Annotated in this window: 20 protein-coding genes; 7 read left to right on the plus strand and 13 right to left on the minus strand. The window is 75.1% G+C overall.

The annotated features are described in order from the left end of the window. Positions 1–335 precede the first annotated feature (335 nt). Positions 336–956 carry a TetR family transcriptional regulator gene (locus ACIPSC_RS14755; RefSeq protein ID WP_400825860.1) on the minus strand — a complete coding sequence of 207 codons (621 nt, stop codon included), beginning with the start codon at positions 954–956 and terminating at the stop codon, positions 336–338. A 283-nt stretch (positions 957–1,239) separates the two neighbouring features. Between ACIPSC_RS14755 and ACIPSC_RS14760 the strand changes: the two genes are divergently transcribed. Further along, positions 1,240–2,004, plus strand: coding sequence for an SDR family NAD(P)-dependent oxidoreductase (locus tag ACIPSC_RS14760; RefSeq protein ID WP_400825862.1), 765 nt, complete (start codon positions 1,240–1,242; stop codon positions 2,002–2,004). Positions 2,005–2,132: 128 nt separating this feature from the next. Here ACIPSC_RS14760 and ACIPSC_RS14765 read toward each other — a convergent pair whose 3' ends face one another. Beyond that, positions 2,133–2,834: a TetR/AcrR family transcriptional regulator gene (locus ACIPSC_RS14765; protein ID WP_400825864.1), complete on the minus strand. Its 702-nt coding sequence runs from the start codon at positions 2,832–2,834 to the stop codon at positions 2,133–2,135. Between the two features lie 104 nt (positions 2,835–2,938). Between ACIPSC_RS14765 and ACIPSC_RS14770 the strand changes: the two genes are divergently transcribed. The 3 genes from ACIPSC_RS14770 to ACIPSC_RS14780 all read left to right on the plus strand — a co-directional run bounded on the left by ACIPSC_RS14770 (position 2,939) and on the right by ACIPSC_RS14780 (position 5,616). Then, the gene (locus ACIPSC_RS14770; protein WP_400825865.1) at positions 2,939–4,021 is read left to right on the plus strand and encodes a carboxymuconolactone decarboxylase family protein; all 1,083 of its coding nucleotides are present in this window, start codon (positions 2,939–2,941) and stop codon (positions 4,019–4,021) included. A gap of 147 nt (positions 4,022–4,168) precedes the next feature. After that, entirely contained in the window at positions 4,169–5,188 is a 1,020-nt protein-coding gene (locus tag ACIPSC_RS14775) for an FHA domain-containing protein (RefSeq protein WP_400825867.1), read from the plus strand. Positions 5,189–5,223: 35 nt separating this feature from the next. After that, positions 5,224–5,616, plus strand: a complete 393-nt coding sequence (locus ACIPSC_RS14780) for a hypothetical protein (protein ID WP_400825869.1) — start codon at positions 5,224–5,226, stop codon at positions 5,614–5,616. 65 nt (positions 5,617–5,681) lie between these two features. Here ACIPSC_RS14780 and ACIPSC_RS14785 read toward each other — a convergent pair whose 3' ends face one another. The 5 genes from ACIPSC_RS14785 to ACIPSC_RS14805 form a co-directional block, all read right to left on the minus strand. Continuing rightward, positions 5,682–6,344, minus strand: coding sequence for a Pr6Pr family membrane protein (locus ACIPSC_RS14785; RefSeq protein WP_400825870.1), 663 nt, complete (start codon positions 6,342–6,344; stop codon positions 5,682–5,684). A gap of 164 nt (positions 6,345–6,508) precedes the next feature. After that, on the minus strand, positions 6,509–7,420 hold the full coding sequence (locus ACIPSC_RS14790; protein WP_400825871.1) for a phosphotriesterase: 912 nt from the start codon (positions 7,418–7,420) through the stop codon (positions 6,509–6,511). Continuing rightward, positions 7,417–7,926: a carboxymuconolactone decarboxylase family protein gene (locus ACIPSC_RS14795; protein ID WP_400825873.1), complete on the minus strand. Its 510-nt coding sequence runs from the start codon at positions 7,924–7,926 to the stop codon at positions 7,417–7,419. The genes ACIPSC_RS14790 and ACIPSC_RS14795 overlap by 4 nt, the downstream gene beginning before the upstream one ends. An 11-nt stretch (positions 7,927–7,937) precedes the next feature. Then, the gene (locus tag ACIPSC_RS14800) at positions 7,938–8,525 is read right to left on the minus strand and encodes a DUF4865 family protein (RefSeq protein ID WP_400825874.1); all 588 of its coding nucleotides are present in this window, start codon (positions 8,523–8,525) and stop codon (positions 7,938–7,940) included. A gap of 15 nt (positions 8,526–8,540) precedes the next feature. Beyond that, positions 8,541–9,107 carry a TetR/AcrR family transcriptional regulator gene (locus ACIPSC_RS14805; RefSeq protein WP_400825875.1) on the minus strand — a complete coding sequence of 189 codons (567 nt, stop codon included), beginning with the start codon at positions 9,105–9,107 and terminating at the stop codon, positions 8,541–8,543. A gap of 215 nt (positions 9,108–9,322) precedes the next feature. Here ACIPSC_RS14805 and ACIPSC_RS14810 point away from each other — a divergent pair, with 215 nt between their 5' ends. Further along, positions 9,323–10,312: an aldo/keto reductase gene (locus ACIPSC_RS14810; RefSeq protein ID WP_400826095.1), complete on the plus strand. Its 990-nt coding sequence runs from the start codon at positions 9,323–9,325 to the stop codon at positions 10,310–10,312. A 152-nt stretch (positions 10,313–10,464) separates the two neighbouring features. Here ACIPSC_RS14810 and ACIPSC_RS14815 read toward each other — a convergent pair whose 3' ends face one another. The 6 genes from ACIPSC_RS14815 to ACIPSC_RS14840 form a co-directional block, all read right to left on the minus strand. Then, the gene (locus ACIPSC_RS14815; RefSeq protein WP_400825877.1) at positions 10,465–11,232 is read right to left on the minus strand and encodes a winged helix-turn-helix domain-containing protein; all 768 of its coding nucleotides are present in this window, start codon (positions 11,230–11,232) and stop codon (positions 10,465–10,467) included. Between the two features lie 83 nt (positions 11,233–11,315). Further along, positions 11,316–11,501 carry a hypothetical protein gene (locus tag ACIPSC_RS14820; RefSeq protein WP_400825878.1) on the minus strand — a complete coding sequence of 62 codons (186 nt, stop codon included), beginning with the start codon at positions 11,499–11,501 and terminating at the stop codon, positions 11,316–11,318. A 498-nt stretch (positions 11,502–11,999) separates the two neighbouring features. Continuing rightward, positions 12,000–12,665, minus strand: coding sequence for a GTP-binding protein (locus ACIPSC_RS14825; protein WP_400825880.1), 666 nt, complete (start codon positions 12,663–12,665; stop codon positions 12,000–12,002). Next, the gene (locus tag ACIPSC_RS14830; RefSeq protein WP_400825881.1) at positions 12,646–13,113 is read right to left on the minus strand and encodes a DUF742 domain-containing protein; all 468 of its coding nucleotides are present in this window, start codon (positions 13,111–13,113) and stop codon (positions 12,646–12,648) included. The genes ACIPSC_RS14825 and ACIPSC_RS14830 overlap by 20 nt, the downstream gene beginning before the upstream one ends. Positions 13,114–13,121: 8 nt before the next feature. Beyond that, positions 13,122–13,541, minus strand: a complete 420-nt coding sequence (locus ACIPSC_RS14835; RefSeq protein WP_400825883.1) for a roadblock/LC7 domain-containing protein — start codon at positions 13,539–13,541, stop codon at positions 13,122–13,124. After that, positions 13,538–16,525 carry a nitrate- and nitrite sensing domain-containing protein gene (locus ACIPSC_RS14840; protein WP_400825884.1) on the minus strand — a complete coding sequence of 996 codons (2,988 nt, stop codon included), beginning with the start codon at positions 16,523–16,525 and terminating at the stop codon, positions 13,538–13,540. Before ACIPSC_RS14840 ends, ACIPSC_RS14835 begins: the two co-directional genes overlap by 4 nt. Before the next feature lie 564 nt (positions 16,526–17,089). On the opposite strand from ACIPSC_RS14840, the gene ACIPSC_RS14845 reads away from it, so the two are divergent. Together ACIPSC_RS14845 and ACIPSC_RS14850 are read left to right on the plus strand one after the other, a co-directional pair. Further along, positions 17,090–18,919: an AMP-dependent synthetase/ligase gene (locus ACIPSC_RS14845; RefSeq protein ID WP_400825886.1), complete on the plus strand. Its 1,830-nt coding sequence runs from the start codon at positions 17,090–17,092 to the stop codon at positions 18,917–18,919. Positions 18,920–19,192: 273 nt separating this feature from the next. Then, positions 19,193–20,395, plus strand: coding sequence for a polysaccharide deacetylase family protein (locus tag ACIPSC_RS14850; protein ID WP_400825887.1), 1,203 nt, complete (start codon positions 19,193–19,195; stop codon positions 20,393–20,395). The last annotated feature ends 362 nt before the right edge of the window (positions 20,396–20,757 follow it).

Consider the following 20,757-nt stretch of genomic DNA (forward strand, 5'->3'; position numbering starts at 1 on the left):
TCGCCGCCCGGCCACTAGCGGGCAGTTGCTAGGACACTGGGGCGGGCCGCCCCGGTTCCCCCGTCCACAGCAGAGGCCGTCGCCGAGGCGCGGTAACCCACCCTAGCGTCCCTCGGGGGGCCTTCGGACCCGCCGACCAGCGGGGACCGGAAGGATGAGACGCGCCGACCCGCCCTCACGGACCGACCGGTCGGCCTGTCCGGGCGCGGGACCGGAGCGCCGGGCGAGCGGGGTGGGCCGGAGGCGCGGCGGAGGGCCCGTCGAGCCTGATCGACCAACGGGTTAACCGAGGGTGAACACGAACACCCCTCCGGGTGTCCATCGATGGCGGCCCGTCAGCTGACGCGCGCCCAGAGGCGTAGCCCGGCGGTCAGTTCGCGCATGCAGCGGGCGCCGAGCTCCTGCGGCGACCCCGGCCCGGCGGTCGGCGCGTCGGAGAACGCCCACTCCTCCAGCGCCACCCGGATGGCCGTGGTCGCGGCGGCTGCGGCGAGCCGGATCTCCAGCGCGTCCGTCCCGTCCGGGCAGCGGGCGGCGATCACCTCGTGCAGCCGCTCCTCGGAATCGCCGTGCACCCGCTGCCAGACCTCGGCCAGGCGCGGATCGCGCAGCAGGTCGCGGGTCCAGTGCATGGCTTCGGCCGCCGCGGCGTCGCCCGGTGTCAGCGCCTCGACCGCCGAGCACTCCAGCGCCTCGCGGACCGGAAGCTCGGCCGAGGTCTCCGCGAACAGCGCCACCCAGCGCCGGCCACCGGCGGCCAGCAGCGGGGCGACGGCGTCCTCCTTCACCGAGAAGTAGCGGTAGAAGGTGCGCAGCGAGATGCCGGAGGCAAGGGCGATCTCCTCGGCGGTGACCGCCTCGGCCCCGCGCTCGGCGAAGAGCGCGGCGGCGTTGCGCGCGATCTCCAGGCGGGTCGAGTCACGGCGGCGCTGGTTCAGGGTGGGGCGTTCGGTCACGGTCGCCAGCGTACGCGCGGACGAGCCCGGTTGGCACGACGTGCCGAGTCGGCGCGGCGTGCCGGAGTGACGCGGCACGCCGGAGTGGCGCAGTGTGCCGAACCTCACGCCGACACCCCCACTCCGACACCTACGCCACTCCGACGTGGCACGCCACGACACGCCACCATGGCGCGCCGAGCCACATCGGCACGTCATGCACAATTGGCACGTCGTGCCACATCGGCGTACCGTGTCAGGCGAGGTCGCGAGACCACGAACGAACGGCGAACGGAGTACCACCATGGAGCGCTTCAGCGGACGGAACGTCCTGATCACCGGCGGCGGCTCGGGCATCGGCCAGGCCACCGTGCACCGGATCCTCGCCGAGGGCGGGCGGGTCGTCGCGGTCGACGTCAACGAGGACGGCCTGAAGGCGACGCTGGAGCGGGCCACCGCCGACGGCACGGCCGACCGCCTGACGACGGCGGTGCTGGACATCTCCGACGAGGCCGCCGTCCGCGCCGGCGTGGCCGAGGCGGTGGCGGGCCTCGGCGGCCTGGACGTCCTGGTGAACGCGGCCGGCATCCTGCGCTCCTCGCACACCCACGAGACCAGCCTGGAGTTCTGGAACAAGCTGATCGCGGTCAACCTGACCGGCACGTTCCTGATGACCCGTGAAGCACTGCCCGCCCTGCTCGCCGGCGGCAAGGGCGTCGTGGTGAACTTCAGCTCCACCTCCGCGACCTTCGCCCACCCCTACATGGCCGCCTACGCCGCGACCAAGGGCGGGATCCAGTCCTTCACGCACGCCATCGCGTCCGAGTACTCGAAGCAGGGCCTGCGCGCGGTCTGCGTCGCGCCCGGCAGCATCGACAGCGGCATGACCAACAACCCCGGCCTCCCCGCCGACACCGACTTCAGCCTGCTCGCCAAGCTCGCCCCCGCCCTCGGCCAGGGCTTCGCGGGCCCGGAGACCGTCGCCGGCGTGATCGCCATGCTGGCCTCGGACGACGGCGCCTTCGTCACCGGCACCGAGATCCGCATCGACGGCGGCACCCACATGTGACCCGCCGCCCCCACGCCGACCGGGGCCCGTGCCACTCCCCACGAGCGGCGCGGGCCCTGTCGCACCTCCCCGACCACCGGGCGGGCCTGCCGCCCCAGCCCGTCAGCCCAGCCCGTCAGCCCGGTTCGTCAGCCCAGCCCGCCGTTCCGGGCGGCGGCCAGGGCGGCCGTGACGGACCGGTCGGCGGCCTCGTCGTCCACCGGCTCGGCGGTGATCAGCACGCAGAAGTAGAGCGGCGCGGCCACAGCCCTGATCACCGCGCCCGGATCGATCCCGGCGGGCAGCTCGCCGCGCTCGACCGCGCGGGTGATGACCGGTTCGGCCCGGCGCAGCCGATCGTGGAAGATCCGCGCCCGGGCCTCGGCGATCCCGGGCGCCTGGGCGGCCTCCGACAGCATCACCGCCAGCACCGCCGCACCGCTCGGCCCGCGCAGCCAGGCGGCGAGGCCCCGGGCCAGCAGGCGCAGGTCACCCTCGACCGTCCCGGTGTCGGGGATCGGGATCTCCGCGGCGATCTGCCCGGCCAGAGCGTCGACGATCAGGCCGTCCTTGTCCTTCCACCGCCGGTACACGGTGGTCTTGTGGACGCCCGCCCGGCGGGCGACGGCGTCGACCGTCAGCGCGGCATAGCGCATCTCGGCGAGTTCGGCGAGGGTCGCGGCCAGGACGGCCGTCCGCACCTTCTCCCCGCGCCCGATCGTCGGGCGGACCCGACCGGCCTCCACGGAGTCGGACGGGCCGGCGCCGGCCGGAGCCGACGTGGACGGACCGGACCCAACCGGAGCCGGCACGGACTGGCCGGACTCGGCCGGACGCGAGTCGGAAGACATTGCAACTCCTGGTTGCGTTACGACGGACAGCGTGACACGCTCAGGCTATCGCAACCATGAGTTGCGATGTCGCCCGAGGCCTTGCCATTCGGAGGGGAACACGCATGCCCAGGCCCTATCGCCACACCACCCCCGTTCCGCAGAAGTCCGCCACCGGACGGGTCGCCGCCGTCTACGCGCAGATGGAGACGGACTTCCTGCTCGCCGACGGCCCCCTGATGAGCCTCTCCCCTGCGCCTGAGGTGCTGGCCGCCACCTGGGCGCTGCTGCGCGAGGCCGAGATCGTCGGCACCGCGCCGCGCGCGGACAAGGAGGCCGTCGCGAGCGCAGTCTCGCTCGCCAACCGCTGCCCGTTCTGCACCGAGGCGCACGCACTGCTCGCCCACGGCGCCGGGGACCACCGGCTCGCCGAGGACGCCCGGGCCGGCCGCACACCCGCCGACCGGCGCGGCGCGGCGCTGCTGGAGTGGGCCGGCGCCACCCGTTCCCCCGGCAGCCCCGCACTGGCGGCGCCGCCCTTCCCCGCCGACCAGGCACCCGAGTTCGTCGGCACGGCGCTGGCCACCCACTTCATCAACCGCATGGTCACCGCCCTGCTCGACGAGGAGGCGCTGCTGCCGAGCGCACTGCGCCGCTCCGAGTACGTCCGGCGGGCCGCCGCGCTCGCGGTCGGCCGGGCCGCACGGCGCAGCCCCGAGGCCGGAGCCGGCCTCGCCGTCCTCGACGGGGCGCTCCCGGGCGGGCCCGCTCCCGGATGGGCCGGCCCGGGCGCGGTCGGCCCGGCCTACCTGGCGCTCCGGGCCGCGGCGTCCGCCGGCGGCGAGCTGCTGGGCGAGGCCGCCCGGGCAGCCGTGCTCGGTGCAGTGGCCGGCTGGGACGGCAGCCACCCGCCGCTCGGCGGCGACCCGACGGCTCTCGCCCTCACCGACGTCCCGTCCGAGCAGCGGCCGGGCGCCCGGTTGGCGCTGCTGGCCGCCCTGGCGCCCTACCGGATCACCGACGCGGACGTCGCCGCGTGGCGGACCGGCCGGGGCGGGAACGGGATCGGGCACGGCAGCGGGGGCACGAGCGACGACGGTGGGCTGACCAGGGTCCTGGCGTTCGGGGCGATCACGGCCACCGTGCGGGTGGAGGGGTGGATCACCTCGGGCTCGCGGTCGGCATCGGCATCGGCATCGGCCGCGTAGCCGTCACCCGGCCGGCGGATCGGGTCAGGGGCTGCGCGACACCCCCGCGGTGGCTTTTACTGGAAGGGAGGGCACCCGAGCCGGCGGCCGGGCGAAGCGTTTCGCCACCGCCGGTGGTTCACCGGTTCACCGCCAGGAGGTCGTGCCATGAGCCCGCCTTCGCAAGAGCTGGATTTACCGCGCCTCGTCGTCGACAGCCCGGACCGACTCAAGGGTCAGGTGTTCGTCCTCGCCGACGAGCCGATGCTGGTCGGCCGGAGTGCCGACTGCCAGATCCACGTGGGTGATCCCGGCGTCAGCCGGCGGCACGCCGTGGTGTGGCGCACCGACGGCCACACCACCGTCGAGGACCTGTCCTCCACCAACGGCACCAAGCTGAACGGCCACCCGGTGCTCGGCCAGGAGGAGGTGCACGCCGGGGACGTGCTGGACTTCGGCCCGTTCGAGGTGCACTACGAGGAGCCGCGCGACGCCGACGTCACCGTCCCCGGGATCGGTGCTCCGGGGCCGACGGCCACCTTCCGCACCGTGCAGCCGCCCACCCCGGCGCCCGGGCCGGGGCAGCAGCCCCGCTCGCCGCAGCGGGACCGGCCGGCGACGCCCCCGCAGGGCGGGCCCGCAGCGCCGACGCCACCGGCTCCGCCCCCGGCAGCCGCGGCCGGACACGCGGCGCCGCCGCACCCCGCCCAGCCGCCGGGGCAGCCCTGGCAGCCGCCGCCCCCGGGAGCGGAGCGCCGCTTCGACGTGGGGCAGCAGCAGGCCGGGAACCTGAGCAACGTCGCCGGCAACCAGTACAACTTCATGCAGGCGAGGCGGGACAACTTCTTCCGCGAGATCGCCGCCACCCGGACCAGGGCGCGCCACCTGATCATCGTCGGCCTCGTGATGTTCCTGGTCGGCAGCGGGGTCTACTTCTGGGCGCTGATCAGGTTCATCTCCGCAGGCAGCGACGCCGTCAACTCGGAGAACCCCGACTACTCCGTCCCCGACCTGCTCGGGCCGAAGATCGGGGGCGTTCCGGTCGGCGCCATCGGCTTCGCAGCGGCGGCGATCGGCACCGTCCTGATGGTGATCGGGATCGTCCTGCACATCGTCACCACCTCGCGCCGCCGCCGCTTCGAAGAAGACGAGTCGCGGCGGTTCAACGTCCCGCCGCCGGTGCGCTGAGCCCGACCCGACGGCTCCCCGGAGGAGGCGGCCCCATGGTCTTCAACATCGGCAACCAGCAGGGCGGCGTGGTCAACAACGTCGCGGGCGACCAGACCGTCCACGGCGGCCAGTCGGGCCACCTCACGGCGGACGGACAGGACGTGCGCGGCCTCGTCGGCGATCTGCGGACCGCCGTCGAACAGGCACAGCTGCCGCCCGCGGTGGCGCCCGAGGTCCGGGCCGAGCTGGACTCGCTCGACACGGAGGTCAACCGCCCGGAGCCGAACCGCGAGGTGGTGGCCGGCCGCCTCACCCGGATCACCCGGATGCTCACCACGGCCGGCGCCCTCGCCGCCGCCGGCACCAGGCTGGTCGGCCCGATCTCCGCGCTGGCCGGCTGGCTGGGCACCCTGGGTCAGCCGATCCTGCATCTGCTCGGCGGCTGAACCGGTCCGGGCGCGCGGCGGCGTGGACCGGGCCCCGGGGCGGGAGGGGCGGTGACGAGCGCCGCTCAGGTCGGGCGGGCGTGGGCGCGGCGCGACCCGGGGCGGGTGCCGGTCCAGGCGGCCCGGCGGTCGGCGGCGAGGTTGCCCGACCAGACCAACGCGGCCCCGACCAGGGCGAAGCCGCAGGTCGTCAGGAAGCAGGCGCCGGCGACCCGCTCGTAGCCGCGGGGCAGCGCGGGGTCGAGGAAGGCGTACGGGTACCAGTCGGTGACCGCACCGCGGATGAGCGCGTAGCCGAGGTAGAGCAGCGGGAACGCCAGCCAGGCGGCCAGCGCCGGCAGCAGCCGGATCCGGCGGGCCGGCGGGTCGACCAGCCAGTCCGCGAGCATGACGACCGGCATCACCCGGTGGAGCACCTGACCGGCCCAGGGGAGCATCACCTCCCCCGGGTAGCTCGCCACGCCCAGGCCGTAGACCAGCCCGGTGACCGTCGTGCAGAGCAGCACCGCGCCGCGCACCACGGGCGGCACCGGGCGCCCGCCGGTCAGCCCCGCCCAGCCGCCGAGCAGCAGGACCGCCATGGCGGCGAGGTTGCTCAGGTTGGTGAAGTAGCTGAAGAAGTCCGGCACCCCGACCGGGCCGGTCGCGGCGTGGTAACCGGCGACTCCGAGCGCCACGGCCGCGAGGGCGCCGAACGCGATCCGGCAGAAGGCCAACCATCGGGGCATCGTCGAATCCGCCTCTCACCGGGGGCGTCCTGGTCCGATCGTTCCTCAGATTCAAACCCGGGCGGGCGGCCGCGGCCACCGGAGGGCCGGCGGTGCACGGGACGGGGGCGGAAGGAACGGCCCCGGGCGGGGTCCGGGCGGGTCAGGCCTCGGTCCGGCCGCGGTCAGGCCTTCCAGTCGGCGGCCAGGGCCCGGGCGGGGTTCGCGGTGAACACGAGGCCCGGCAGCTCCGCGCCGAACTCGCCGGCGAGCCGTGGGGCGAGGGAGGTCAACAGGTGGGCGGGGCCGGGGGCGTGCCGCGCGGACCGGGTGGTGGTGTCGGCGCCCAGCAGGATCCGGTCGGCGTGGCCGGCGTCGAGCAGGGTGGCGAGGATGTCGAACAGGTGCCGCTCCGCGGCGAGGTCGCCCCGGCGTGGGACGTCCAGCGCGACGAAGACGCCGAGGTCGGCGAAGTCGCGGATCGGCTCCAGGGCGGAGAGGCGGTTGAGGTGGCCCAGGATCAGCCGCTCGGGCGGCACCTGGAACCGGCTTTCGAGCTGGAACAGCACGGCCACCGGGTCGGTCCCGGAGTCGTGGTGGACGGCGATCGGGGCCCCGGTCGCGTGGTGGGCCTCGGCGGCCGCCCGCAGCACCCGGCGGGTGTGCCCGGTCATCGGTCCGTTGTCGCCCGCGACCTTGATCAGCCCGGCCCTGGTCCCGTCGGGCGCACCGCGCAGACCGGTGGTCAGTTCGGCGGTGAACAGCTCGGCGAGCCCCTCGTACCAGCCGTCGAGCAGGGCCCGGTCGTAGTGGACGGCCTGGTGCAGGCCGGTGGCCACCACCAGGTGGACGCCGGTGGCGCGGGAGAGTCCGGCGAGCACGTCGTTGCCCCGGCCCGTCCCGTACGGGCTCCACTGGACGAACGACCGGCCGCCGGCCGCCGCGAACGAGTGCAGCACCTCCTCGGCCGCGGCCGGGTCGTCCAGCTCCTCGCCGGGGAGGCGGGGACTGCGCAGGAACAGGTGGTCATGGGCGTCGCAGGCGCCGAGCTCGGCCGGGTCGAGGTCGCCCAGGACGGTACGTACGGCGGCGCTCACTCTGCGGCCCCGCCGGTCGCGGCGCCGCCGGCGACCGCCTGCGCGTTCGCCGCGGGTTCGTCCGCCGCGTGTGCCTCTTCCGCCCGGTCGTCCGCCGCCGCGAAGGTGGCCGCGGCGACGCGCAGGCCGGCCAGGGCCTTGGGCACGCCGACGTACGGAGCGAGGTGGACCAGGACCTCGGTGACCTCCTCCCGGGTGAGGCCGATCCGCAGGCTGTTGCGGACGTGGTCGGCGAGCTGCGGTTCGACGCCGCCGAGCGCGGTGAGGGCGGCCAGGTTGGCCACCTGGCGGTCGCGCAGGGAGAGCCCGGGCCGCTGGTAGGTGCCGCCGAACAGGGCGGTGACGATCCAGTCGGCGAAGCCGGGTGCCAACGTGTCCAGCCCCTGCAGGGTGGCGGTCGCGGTCTGCGGACCGGCGAGTTCGTCCAGCAGGGCGTAGCCGGCGGCGCGGTCGAGCGGCGCGGGGGCGAGCGCGGTGGGTTCCATGGGCTCGGTCGGTCCCTTCATCGGTCGGTCTCTCACCAGTGGCGGCCGGCCGGCAGCCGGTCGAGTTCGGGGCGGCTCAGGTGCAGCACGCGGAAGCGGGTGCCGGGGGTCCCGCCGGGCACCGGGCCGGACCAGAGTGCGAACCGCAGCAGCTCCCAGCGGCCGGGGTCGACGGCGACGGCGGCGGTGTGCAGGTCGGGGTGGTCGGGCAGGTCGGCGAGGGCCGCCTCGACCGCCTCGGCCGGGTCGGCGCCCTCGGGAAGGCGTTCCAGCCGGCGGGTCGCGGTGGCGGGGGCGCCGCGGGCCGGACCCTGAGCAGCGCCGTGGCGCAGCCCGGCACCGAGCCAGTGCCGGACGGCCGGACGCCCGAAGTCGGCGCTCAGGCCACGGAAGCCCGGGCCGAAGAGGAAGCTGTTCATCCCTTCGGCGGTGCGCCAGAGGTAGAACGGGGCGTAGGCGTTGACCGGCGAGCCGTCCTGGCCGCGCTCCCGCACCAGGTAGGCCTTGGCCCCGAGCCCGGGGTGGGCGTCCAGCAGGTGACCCCTGTCGGCGACCCGCCTGCGGATGATCCCCATGTCGTAGTCGGCGGGGAGGGTGATCTCGTACTGCATGGCGTGCACGAGCGGCTCCGGCCCTCAGTCGGCCCGGTGGGCGGCGAGCAGCCCGAGGGCCCCCCGGACGGCCTGCTCGAACGGCTCGGCGCTGTCGGCGGCCCGGGCGAGGACGTAGCCGCCCTGGACGACCGCGACCACGGCGGCGGCGGTGTCGGCCGGATCGGCGGCGGCACCGAGCTCGCCCGCGGCCTGGCCCTCGGCGATCAGCCCGGCGATCCGGCCGCGCAGCCAGTCGAAGGTCTCCTCGACGGGGGCCCGCAGCTGCGGGTCGGCGACGACGTCCGGGTCCTGGGCCATCCGCCCGATCCGGCAGCCGCGCAGCACGTCGCGCTCGCGGTGCAGGTAGGCGGCGATCCGCTCGAAGGCGGTGCCCGGCCCGGCGAGGTCGGCCTCGGCGACGGCGCGCATCTGCTCGGCGCTGCGGCGCAGGGCGGCGGCGGCGAGGTCGGGCTTGCCGGTGAAGTGGTGGTACATGCTGCCCTGGCCGACGCCGGAGCGCTGCTGGATGGCCTTGGGGCTGGTGCCGACGTAGCCGCGCTCCCAGAGGAGTTCCTGGGTGCTCTCGATGAGGCGGTCCTGGGTTGCCATGGGAAGCACTGTACATACCTGTAGGTACAGCTGTACATACCACTAGGTACAGAATCTGTTCGGGCCGTGGGCCGTGGGCCGTGGGCCGCGAGCCGCGGGTCGCAGGCCGCCGCGCGCGGCCCGGACAGCGCCGAGCGGGCCGAACAGCGCGACGCGGCGGGGCCGTTGCCCTTGTCGATGGTTGATCCCGGCCCCAGGCTGGCAGGATGTCCGCCATGACCTACCTCGCCGCGGATGACCGCTATGCCTCGATGACCTACCGCCGGGCCGGCCGCAGTGGCGTGCAGCTCCCGGCCGTCTCGCTCGGCCTGTGGCACAACTTCGGTGACGCCCAGCCGCTCGACGTCCAGCGGGCGGTCCTGCGCCGCGCCTTCGACCGGGGCATCACCCACTTCGACCTGGCGAACAACTACGGCCCTCCGTACGGCAGCGCCGAACGCAACTTCGGCTACCTCTTCGCCCAGGACCTCCGCCCGTACCGGGACGAGCTGTTCATCGCCAGCAAGGCCGGCTACGACATGTGGCCCGGCCCGTACGGCGACGGCGGCAGCCGCAAGTACCTGCTGGCCAGCCTGGACCAGTCACTGGGCCGGATGGGCCTGGACTACGTGGACGTCTTCTACTCGCACCGCTACGACCCGGACACTCCGCTGGAGGAGACGATGGGTGCGCTGGACTCGGCGGTCCGCTCGGGCCGGGCGCTGTACGCGGGCATCTCCAACTACCCGGCGGAACAGCACCGCGAGGCGGTGGCGCTCCTGCGCGCCATGGGCACGCCGGTGCTGATGAACCAGTCGGCGTACTCGATCCTCAACCGCACCGTCGAGGGCGACGTGCTGGACGCGGTCGGCGACACCCACACCAGCCTGATCGCCTACTCCCCGCTCGCCCAGGGGCTCCTGACGGACCGCTACCTGAGCGGACAGGTCCCGGCCGGGTCGCGAATGTCGGTCGGCCACTTCCTCCGGGAGGAGGCGCTCACCGAGGCCAAGCTGGAGCAGCTGCGCGCGCTGAGCAAGGTGGCCGAGCGGCGCGGGCAGACCCTCGCGCAGCTGGCGCTCTCCTGGGTACTGCGGGACGAGCGCGTGGTGTCGGTGATCATCGGCGCGAGCAGTGTGGCCCAGCTGGACCAGAACATCGACGCGCTCAACGGCGGACCGCTGACGGCCGAGGAGCTGACCGAGATCGACGCGCTGAGCCGCTGACGCCGCGTGGCGCTGCGCCGGCCTCCACCGGGGCTCCCGAACCGTCCCACGCGCCACGTGCTCCGACATCACGCCACAACACCGCAGCCGGAAGGGCGTTCACGGCGAACGCCCTCCCGGCCCGCGGCAGTGCCCGTCAGTGGCGGCCGGGGTCAGGCCACCGGCGTGTACTTGTAGCCGACCCGACGGACCGTCACGATGCTTTCCCGGTAAGCGGTTCCGAGCTTCCGGCGCAGCCGTGCCACGTGCACGTCCACCGTCCGGCCGTCGCCGACGTGGCCGTAGCCCCAGACGGCGGAGACCAGGTGGTCCCGGGTGTGCACCCGCTGGGGGTGTTCGGTCAGGTGCGCCAGCAGCTCGAACTCCAGGTAGGTGAGGTCGAGCAACCGCCCGTCGACGTAGGCGTTCCGGCGCTCCACGTCGACGGTGATCCCCCGGTCGGCCGGGCGGACCGGACGGACGGCGGCAGGCCCGCCGGAGCCCGGGCCGGCCGCGACCGGGCCGGGCGGAGTCCCGCTCTCGGCGGGCACCAGGACCAGGTAGCCGACCAGAGGGTGCCCGGGGGCGGCGACGCCGAACTGTGCGCCGTACTGGGCGAGCAGGGCCTGCGGCAGCACGCCCTGCGGGAGCGCGGCGACGACCGCGGCCCCCTCGGGGAGCGCGGCGAGCAGTTCCTGCGGCGGCTGCGGGGCCGGTACCGGCTGCAGCGCCGAGGGGGCCGGGACGGCCGGCTGCGCCGGAACCGCGGCGACGTGCGCCGCGGCGGGCGCCTGGCGCTGCGGCGGACCGCCGCGCCAGCGCTCGGCGGTCGGTCGGTCGGCCTCCCTCGACCGGTCGGCGGTCGAAGGAACGGAACGGACCGCGCGCAGGTGCGGGGGCGCGCTGGGCAGGGGCAGGGTGGCCGTGGAGGAAGAGGTCATGGTGCTGCTCATTTCGCGCGGAACGGACGGGGTGGAGTCGTCTGCGCGTCGACCGGGCGGAGTGGACCGGCGCTGATCCGAAATCAGCGGGCGGAGAGCCGGGACGCGCTGGGCGAACCCGGACACGTCTGGTCGAACAGGTGCGGCTGCCGGGACGGCCAGAACGGTTCGAGGTCGGAGCGGCCGCGAACGGGTCCGGCCGCGGCGCCGACGGCACGGGCGACGGGGTCGGCGGCAGGCGCGGCCTGGGTGGGGAGGAGGGGGTTCACTGGTGCTCTCCGCGATGCGGGCCTGGGCAGCGGCGGCCGGTCGGACGGGTCCGACCGGGCCGGGTCGACGAGTCGACGGTTCGTCGGGCGGGGCTCGGGCGAGGGCTCGCGCGGCGGCTGGGAGGCCGCGGAGAGCGGACGCAGGAGGCCGGCCGGAAGATCCGTCGGGATACCGGGGGGGCTGGTCCGTCAGCGACAGCAGGCGCTGCAGATCAGCGCCTGGTCGATGTAACGACGGACCGTCAGCGCCGGGGTGACCGGGGCGGGGGCGGACGTGACGGCTGCGCGTCGCTGGTCGACGGTCACGGTGCTTCCCCTCCCCCCTGCCGGATGTCCTGAGGCACCCGGACCGGAGCCCGGGCGGCCTTCGACCCCAGAGCCTTCCACGCCGGGCCGGTCCAGGCAACCTCCCGCACGTGAAACGTCCGCAATGCGGACGCCCTCATGAGACGCCGGACTCGTCGGCGGGCTGGTGCCGGACTGGTGCCGGACTCGTCGTCAGACCCGGGCCGGTGCACGCCGGCGCCGCGCCGCGGCATGCTCGACCAGCGTGACCAGCAGTTCCTTCCCGTCCTCGCGCTGCCGGGCGTCGCAGAGCAGCACCGGGATGTCGGGGTCCAGGTCGAGCGCGTCCCGGACCTCCTCGACCGTGAACACCTCGGTCCCGTCGAAGCAGTTCACCGCCACCACGAACGGGATGCCGCGCTGCTCGAAGAAGTCCACCGACGGGAAGCAGTCCGCCAGTCGGCGCGTGTCGGCCAAGACCACCGCGCCCAGTGCGCCGTGGGCCAGCTCGTCCCAGACGAACCAGAACCGGTCCTGGCCCGGCGTGCCGAACAGGTAGAGGGCCAGCCCTGGCCGCAGGTCGATCCGGCCGAAGTCCATCGCCACGGTGGTGGTGCGCTTGGCCTCCACGCCCGAGGTGTCGTCGAACGGGCGGCCGAGCTCGCTCAGCTCCTCCTCGGTGCGCAGCGGACGGATCTCGCTGACCGACCCGACCAGGGTGGTCTTGCCCGCGCCGAAGCCGCCGGCGACCAGGATCTTCACCGCGACGCCCGGGCCGCCGCGCCAACTCGGGTCGGTGGTCGCGGCGGCGCCGGACGCGCCCGTCGAGGCGGCGGACGCCCCCGCCGGGGTGGTCGGGTCAGAGCGCACGGAGTCCATTGATCACGTCTCGCAGCAGGCGCTCGTCCGGGAGCTCGGCGAGCGGAACGGGTCGGGTGACGCTGATCAGCTCGGCGTCGTAGAGGTCGCCGAGCAGCACCCGGACGACGCTCACCGGCAGGTCGGTGTAGGAGCCGAGCTCGGCGACGGAGAGCGGCTCCCGGCGGCACCAGGCCAGGATGGTCTGGTGCTCCGGGTCGAGCACGTGCGCGGGCACCGCCCCCGCATCGGGCCCCGGTTCGGCGGCGGTGATCAGCGAGATCAGGTCGAACAGGCCGTCCTCGACCGGCCGGGTGCGGCCCCGGGTCATCGAGAACAGCCGCACCACCGGGCCGGCGTCGTCGTCGAACCAGCGGTCGTCGACCGGGGTGCGCGGCAGGAACAGGTCGACCTCGGGCGCGTCTCCGCCCGGGTCGTCCTGTTCGCGCGTCGGCTCCTCGTCCGCCATCGGGCCGCTCATCTCACCGGCGAGGCGGCTTCGGTGCGCGGTTCGGCGGCCATGTGCTCACCCACCCGCTTGACCAGCAGGGCCATCTCGTAGGCGATCTGGCCGATGTCGGCCTCGGCCTCGCTGAGCACGGCCAGGCAGCTGCCGTCGCCGGCCGCGGTGATGAAGAGGAACGCCTCGTCCAGCTCCACCATGGTCTGGCGGACGCCGCCCACCTTGAAGTGCCCGCCGGCGCCCTTGGCGAGGCTGTGGAAGCCGGCCGCCACGGCGGCGAGGTGCTCGGCGTCCTCGCGGTCGAGGTCGCGGGAGGCGCCGGTGGCCAGCCCGTCGCTGGAGAGGATCACCGCGTGCCGCAGGGCCGCGACGCGCCCCACCAGGTCGTCGAGGAGCCAGTTGAGGTCCCCGGACGACTGCATCGAAGTGGTCATGAATCAGTTCCTTCCGCTGGGGCGGGTGGTGCGGGTACTGCCGGTGTTCCGGATGGTGCGGGTCCTGCGGTCCGGGCCGGGGGCCCGGGGGGTCCTGAGGGTGGTGCGTACGGGGACCGGTCGGCGCGCGGCACCGGGGGCGCGGACGGCACCCGGCGGACGAGCGGCGCCGGGGAGCCGGCGGCGGGCGCGGGCAGCGCCGCCGGGGCGGGCGCCGGGGCGATCGCGCGCCGGGACGGGTCCGGGGGCTGCCAGGCGGGCACGGCGACCGGACGGGCCGGTGCGGGCACGGACCGGGCCGTGGCGCCGCGTCCGCGGGTGAAACCGCGCTGGAAGGAGGTGAAGGCCGCCCGGGCCTCCTCCGGCGAGCGCTCCCGGGCGGTCTCGGCGGCCAGGGTGCCGGCGGTGCCGCCCGCACCCCGTCGGGCCTCCTCCGCGGCGCGCTCCTTCAGCTGCGGCGCGAGGCTGGCCTGCCGGACGCGGCGCGGCAGCACGCCGGCCGCGCCGGGAGCGCGGGACGGCAGCGGAGTGGCGGGCGCGGCGTCGGCCGACGTCGCCCCGGCGGCGGCAGCCCGGCCGGGGGCCACCTCGGCGGGCGGCGCGTCGGCCGGCAGAACGTCAACGGGCGGCGCGGCGGCCGGCGCGTCGGCGGGCAGAACGTCGGCGGACGGCGCGTCGGCGGACGGCGACTCGGCGCGGCGGTGGCGCCCGGTGCCCGGGCCGTCCTCCCCGCTGCCGTCCGGGGCCGCGACCAGCAGCGGTCCGCCCTTGGTCCGGGAGCGGCGCGGCAGGCCGCCCGGGGTGCGGGCGGGCTCCGGCGCCGACGGGCGCGGACCGCCGCTCACCCGGTGCCGGCCGCCCTGGCCGGCGCCGGACCCGGCGGCGCGGGTACCGCCGCCGGTTCCCTCCTCGCCGCTCAGCGGGGGCACCGCGACCAGGTCCCGCTGGCCGCGCCGGCCCGTCGCCGGACGGCGTCCGGACGGGGCTCCGGCCGGAGCTCCGGCAGCGGGGCCGGCCGCAGGGCCGACACCGGAGACGGCACCGGCGCGCGATCCCGCACCGGCGGCCGCCGGCTCCGGCATCCCGTCCGGCGCCTCCGCCAGCAGCTCGCGCGGGACCAGCACCACCGCGGTGGTACCCCCGTACGGCGAGGGCCGCAGGTGGACGCGGATGCCGTGCCGCCGCGCCAGCCGGCTGACCACGAACAGGCCCAGCCGGTCGGTGTCCGCGAGGTCGAACTCCTGCTCCACCGCGAGGCGCTCGTTGATCTCGGCGAGGGCCTGCTCGCCCAGGCCGAGCCCGCGGTCGTCGATCTCCAGGGCGAAGCCGTGCGCCACCACCTCGCCCTGGACCGTCACCTGGGTGCTCGGCGGGGAGAACACCGCGGCGTTCTCGACCAGCTCGGCCACCAGGTGGGTGACGTCGGCGACGGCGCTGCCCAGCAGGCCGGTGCCGGGGAACGGCCGGACGATCACCCGCGCGTAGTCCTCGACCTCGCCGACGGCGGCGCGGACCACGTCCACCATCCGCACCGGCTTGCGCCAGGCCCGCCCCGGCGAGCCGCCGGCCAGGATGATCAGGCCTTCGGCGTGCCGGCGCATGCGGGTGGTGAGGTGGTCGACCTTGAAGAGGTCCTCCAGCTCCGCCGGGTCCTCGGTGCGGCGCTCCATGGTGTCCAGCAGCGTCAGCTGGCGGTGCAGCAGCACCTGGCTGCGGCGGGCCAGGTTGACGAAGACCGCCGAGACGCCGCGCCGCAGCTCGGCCTGTTCGACGGCGGCCTCGACGGCGGCCCGCTGCACGGCGTTGATCGCGCGGCCGACCTGGCCGACCTCGGCCGGGCCGAACTCCAGCTCCGGCGCCTCGACCGCGACGTCCACCGCCTCGCCGCGGCGCAGCCGCAGCATCACCGAGGGCAGGCGGGTGCCGGCCAGCTCGTTGGCCGCGTTGCGCAGGCCGATCAGCTCGCGGGCGAGGCCGCGGCCGATCCGGTAGGAGATGAGCACCGACAGCACCACCGCGACCAGGCCGATCGCACCGGCGATGCCGCCGCGCCAGAGCAGGCCGATCGCGTAGGAGTGCTCGCGGTCGCCGATGGTGCCGGCCAGCCTGCTGTTGATCGCGGCGAGGTCGCCCAGCGCGCGGTCGGCGGTCTCCCGCCAGGAGTCGCCGTTGATCGCCTGGACCACCCGGTCCGGCCCGCCCGCGCCGACGAAGTCGGCCTCGGCGCGGGCCAGCGCCGCCCAGGCCTCGCCGCCGCGCAGGGCGATGTAGTCGGCCTGGTCGACCGGCTCCAGCTCGGCGACGTAGACCGTGAAGAGCGCCTGCTGGTTGTGCAGGGCGTCCAGCGCGACCTGGTACTGCTCGGCGGTGGGCTTCCCCGTGGCGGTGCGCAGCCCCTCCATCGCCGCGTCCTCCTGCGACAGGTACTCGCGGGCGCGCGCCAGCTCGATCAGGATCGTTCCCTGCCGCGGCAGTTGGCCGCTCTGCCGGGCGACGAACGCGGACCGGAAGCCGAAGGTGGGCTTGACCAGGTCGCTGTACTGGCCGAGCGCGAACTCCCAGTTGAGGGCCGAGCGGCCGATCTGGGCGCGCAGCGGGGCGAGCTGGTCGGCGGCGGCGAGGATCTGCAGGTAGCGGCCGCGCTGGGCGGCGTCGAGCCGCCCGTTGCTGCCGTCCTTCTTCTGCCGCAGGGCGGCGAGGCCGCGGTCGGTGACGCCCTGGGCGTGCTCGAAGGCGTCCCGCGCGGACCGCGAGGCCGGGTCGGCCAGCCGCTGGACGGCGGCGCGCCGCTCGTTCTGCAGCGCGTAGGCGTACTGGTCGACCGGTGTCCCGAACTCCTTGTACGTACTGCTGACCTCCAACTGGCTCCAGACGTCTCCGGTGGTGGCGAGCGTCGCGTACGCCCACAGGGCGGTGAGAGCGACGATGGGCACCAGGAGCAGCGCGATGATCTTCGCGCGGATCGAGCTGCTGCGCAGACGCATGGAGTCCTCGGTCGGGAAGTGCCAGGCGCGGACGGGGAGCGGTTCGAGGGGCCGCCGGCGGGAGCCTAGGGCGGGCGGGCGACATCGGGACGGCGGCGGGGAGACGGCGGGTGGTCGGGAGGCGGGCGGAGCGGTCGGGCGAAACGGCTGTCATGACAGGTGCATGACGGGTAGAACGCAGACGGACAAACGGTGGTACAGGCGGTGGCCGCCAGGTCGAGCGGGCCTCGTCGGAAGGTCCCGGCCTCGGGTCTGCGAGAGCCTACTACGCCCTGACCACTCGTTCGAGGGTCGAACCCGTCCTCTCCCCCGCCCCGACGCGATCATGCCCGGATCGTCCCCGACGTCCCGGAATCGCCCCCTCGTCCGATCCGCCCGCGCCGCGCCGCCACGGCACTCGTCCAACGGGCACGTGCCGATCTCGTCGCGTCACGGTCACAACCCTGGGCAGTGACAGAGCTATCCGATAGTTTCGCTCCACCTGCCCGACCGGTCGGGGCGCCGCAGACCCGGACGCCCCCACGGGCCCGGCAGGCCGGGGCCGCGAACGCGATCGGGGGTACAGTGCGCGAGTTCACCTCCCCCGCACCGGCCGGCCCCCCGGCCCGGGGCGGACTGGCCGACTCGCTCTACGACACCGCCGAACGCTCCCCCGGGCTGGTCCAGCTGGCTCGCCGGTCCGGCAGCGACGAGGAATGGCGCGAGGTCACCGCGAGCGTCTTCCGGGACGAGGTGATGGCGCTCGCCAAGGGCTTACTCACCCGGGGCGTGCGGTACGGCGACCGGGTCGCACTGATGTCCCGGACCCGCTACGAGTGGACGCTGTTCGACTACGCGCTCTGGTCCGTCGGCGCCATCCCCGTCCCGGTCTACCCCACGGCGTCGGCCGAGCAGGTCCGCTGGATCCTGGCCGAGACCCAGGCGGTGGCCTGCCTGGTCGAGGACGAGGACCACGCCATGACGGTCGGCGCCGTCTGCGACGCGCTCCCCGAGCTCACCGGCATCTGGCAGCTGGACCGGGACTGCACCGCCGCGATCGCCGAGGACGGCCGCGGCGTGCCCGACTCGCTGGTGCACCGCCAGCGGCTCGGCGTCACGGCCGAGAACGTCGCCACCGTCGTCTACACCTCCGGCACCACCGGCCGGCCGAAGGGCTGCCTGCTCACCCACGGCGACCTCGCCACCGCGGCCGACGCCCTGCTCGACGGCTGGGGCGACGTCTTCCGGGACACCGGCGGCCCCCAGCCGTCCACCCTGCTCTTCCTCCCGCTCGCGCACGTCTACGGCCGGATGGTGCAGGTCGCGGCGGTGCGCGGCGGCTTCCGGATCGGCCACGTCGCCGAGGTCTCCACCGACTCCCTGCTGCCCGCGTTCGCCTCCTACCGGCCGACCTTCCTGCACATGGTCCCGTACGTCCTCGACAAGGTCTTCAACCAGGCCCGGCGGGCCGCCGAGGAGGCCGGGCGCGGCGAACTCTTCGAACAGGCCCGCCAGGTGGCCGTCGAGTGGGCGACCGCCCGCGAGCAACGGGCACTCGGCCGCGGCCCCGGCCCGGGCCCGAAGCTGCGGCTGCGCCACCTCGCCTACGAGCGGACGGTGTACCAGCGGCTGCGCGCCGTCCTCGGCGGCCGGGTCCGCGGGATGATGTGCGGCGGATCTTCGCTGGGCCGGGAGTTGGGCCTCTTCTTCACCGGCGTCGGCCTCGACCTGTACGAGGGCTACGGCCTGACCGAGACCTCCGCCGCGATCACCGCCAACCCGGCGGGCCGGCAGAAGCTGGGCACGGTCGGCCGGCCGGTGCCCGGCGCCACCGTGGCCATCGCCGACGACGGCGAGGTCTGGGTGCGCGGCGCCGGCGTCTTCGGCGGGTACCTCAACCACCCGCGCTGCACGGCGGAGTCGCTCTTCGACGGCTGGTTCGGCACCGGCGACCTGGGCAGCCTGGACGAGGACGGCTACCTGACCATCACCGGCCGCAAGAAGGACCTCATCGTCACCAGCAGCGGCAAGAACCTCGCACCGACCGCCCTGGAGGAGCGGGTCCAGGCGCACCCGCTGGTCTCCCAGTGCCTGGTCGTCGGCGACGACCGCCCGTACGTGGCCGCGCTGATCACGCTCGACCCGGCGGCGCTGGCGCACTGGCTGAAGACGCACGGCCGGGGGCAGTTGGACCCGTGGGCGGTGCTCTCCGACGAGGAGCTGCACGCGGAGATCCAACGGGCGGTCGCGGCCGCCAACACCGCCGTCTCGCGGGCCGAGTCGATCCGCGCGTTCCGGCTGCTTCCGCGGGAGTTCGGCGTGGACCAGGGCCTGCTCACGCCCTCGCTGAAGCTGCGGCGGGCGGCCATCGTGGCGTACTACGGGCAGGACGTCGAGGAGTTGTACGCGCCCTGACGGGGCGGGTCGCGAGACCGTTGGACTCTGTCGTTCTGACGAGGCGTCTTGTCTCCCTCGTCGCACGCGGTTCGGCGTTCGGTCCGGCTTCCGCCCGGCGCGCGCTTCACTCACCGTTCCCTTGACGATCCGAGTGGTCCAGTCCATTGTTTTGCCTCGGTCTGAGTGCGGCACGCCGACGGCTCCCGTCCCTCGGGGAGCGTTCCACCCCGTTCCACGCGCCCTTCTCAGGGGCGCGCCCACGCCCCCACTCCCCCACGCAGGAGTCCTCACGTGTCCACGCCTTCACGCCCGTCCATGTCCGCAGGCCCGGCTGCGCCGGCGCACCGACCCCTCCCGGTGCGGCTCTCCGCGCTGGCGGCGGGTGTGCTGCTCGCCGTCGGCGGCCCGGCCGCGCCCGCCTCCGCCGACCCGGCGCCCGCCGCCCCCGGCGCAGAAGGCGCCGGCGCGCCCGTCGTCAACCTGGCTACCAACCCCGGCTTCGAGATCCCCGCCTCCTCGCTGGCGGACTGGGGCAGCGTCCCCGGCTGGCGCTGCACCGGCGGCCCCGCCGAGGCGGCCGTCACCACCACGGCCCCGCACTCCGGCGGGTCCGCCCTCGGCGTCACCCCGGCGAGCGACGACTCCAACGGCGAGTGCGCCCAGACCGTCTCCGTCCAGCCCAACACCACGTACACCGCCTCCGCCTGGGTCCGCGGCAAGTACGTCCACCTGGGCGCCACCGGCACCGGCCGGGACGTCGCGCCCGCCTGGACCGCGAGCACGAACGGCGGCTGGCAGCAGCTCACCACCCGCTTCACCACCGGTCCGGACGCCCGCACCGTCCGGCTGTACGTCCACGGCTGGTACCAGCAGGGCCCGTTCGCCGTCGACGACGTCCGGGTGGACGGTCCGGCCCCGGCACCCGCCACCGGTGCCGGCTCGGTACCGACCGGCGACCGGGTCGTCTTCTTCACCGTCGACGACGGCTGGCAGCGCACCCCCGAGGCGGAGAGGTTCATCGCCGACCACCGGCTGCCGATCACCGCGTTCCCTCTGCCGATGCCGGCCGCCACCGACCCCGGCTTCTTCCGCCGGGTCACCGCCGCCCCCGGCTCCTCCGTCCAGGACCACAGCGTCTCCCACCAGGACCTCTCCAAGCTCCCGCTCGCCGAGCAGCAGGTGGAGATCTGCGACGCCCGGGACTCGCTGACCCGCCTCTTCGGCGCCGCCCCGACGGTCTTCCGCCCGCCGTACTTCGCCTGGAACGCCGACACCCTGCAGGCCGCCGCCAACTGCGGCATCCGCACCGTCATGACCGCGAACGCCGACTTCAGCTGGGGCGCCTCCAACATCTGGCACGAAGGCACCCTGTCGCCCGGCGACGTCGTCCTGCTGCACTGGACCGACACCCTCGCCACCGACCTCCAGCGGGCCCTCGCCGCGGCCGAGGCGGCCGGCCTCAAGCCGGCCGGCCTGGCCTCCTACCTGCACTGACCCGCCCGCGGCGCTCCGCCGGTCCCGGGGGGATCGGCGGAGCGGCCGCGTCCGCCGCCGTTCCGAGGGGACGGGGCGCGGGAGGACCCGGTTCGTTGACACGGAGCGGGCGGGATGGCTCTAATGAGGGCGTGCAGCGTGGCGTCGGCCAAAGAGAACTGGGCCGGCCGACAGCCGAGCGAGCACCTTCACCGAGGGACGATGCGCGATGAGTACTCACTCCGCTCCCCTGATCTGACCTCAGCGGCCGCCGCGGCGTTCCTGAGTCGGTTCGCATGACCAGCCGCCGAGCCCCCTGCCGCTCACCCGTACGCACCGTCAGCTGCCGGCGCGGTCACGGGCTGCGCAGCGGCCGGGCGCTC

It is taken from the genome of Kitasatospora sp. NPDC090091 (assembly GCF_044747365.1).
GTDB lineage: Bacteria > Actinomycetota > Actinomycetes > Streptomycetales > Streptomycetaceae > Kitasatospora.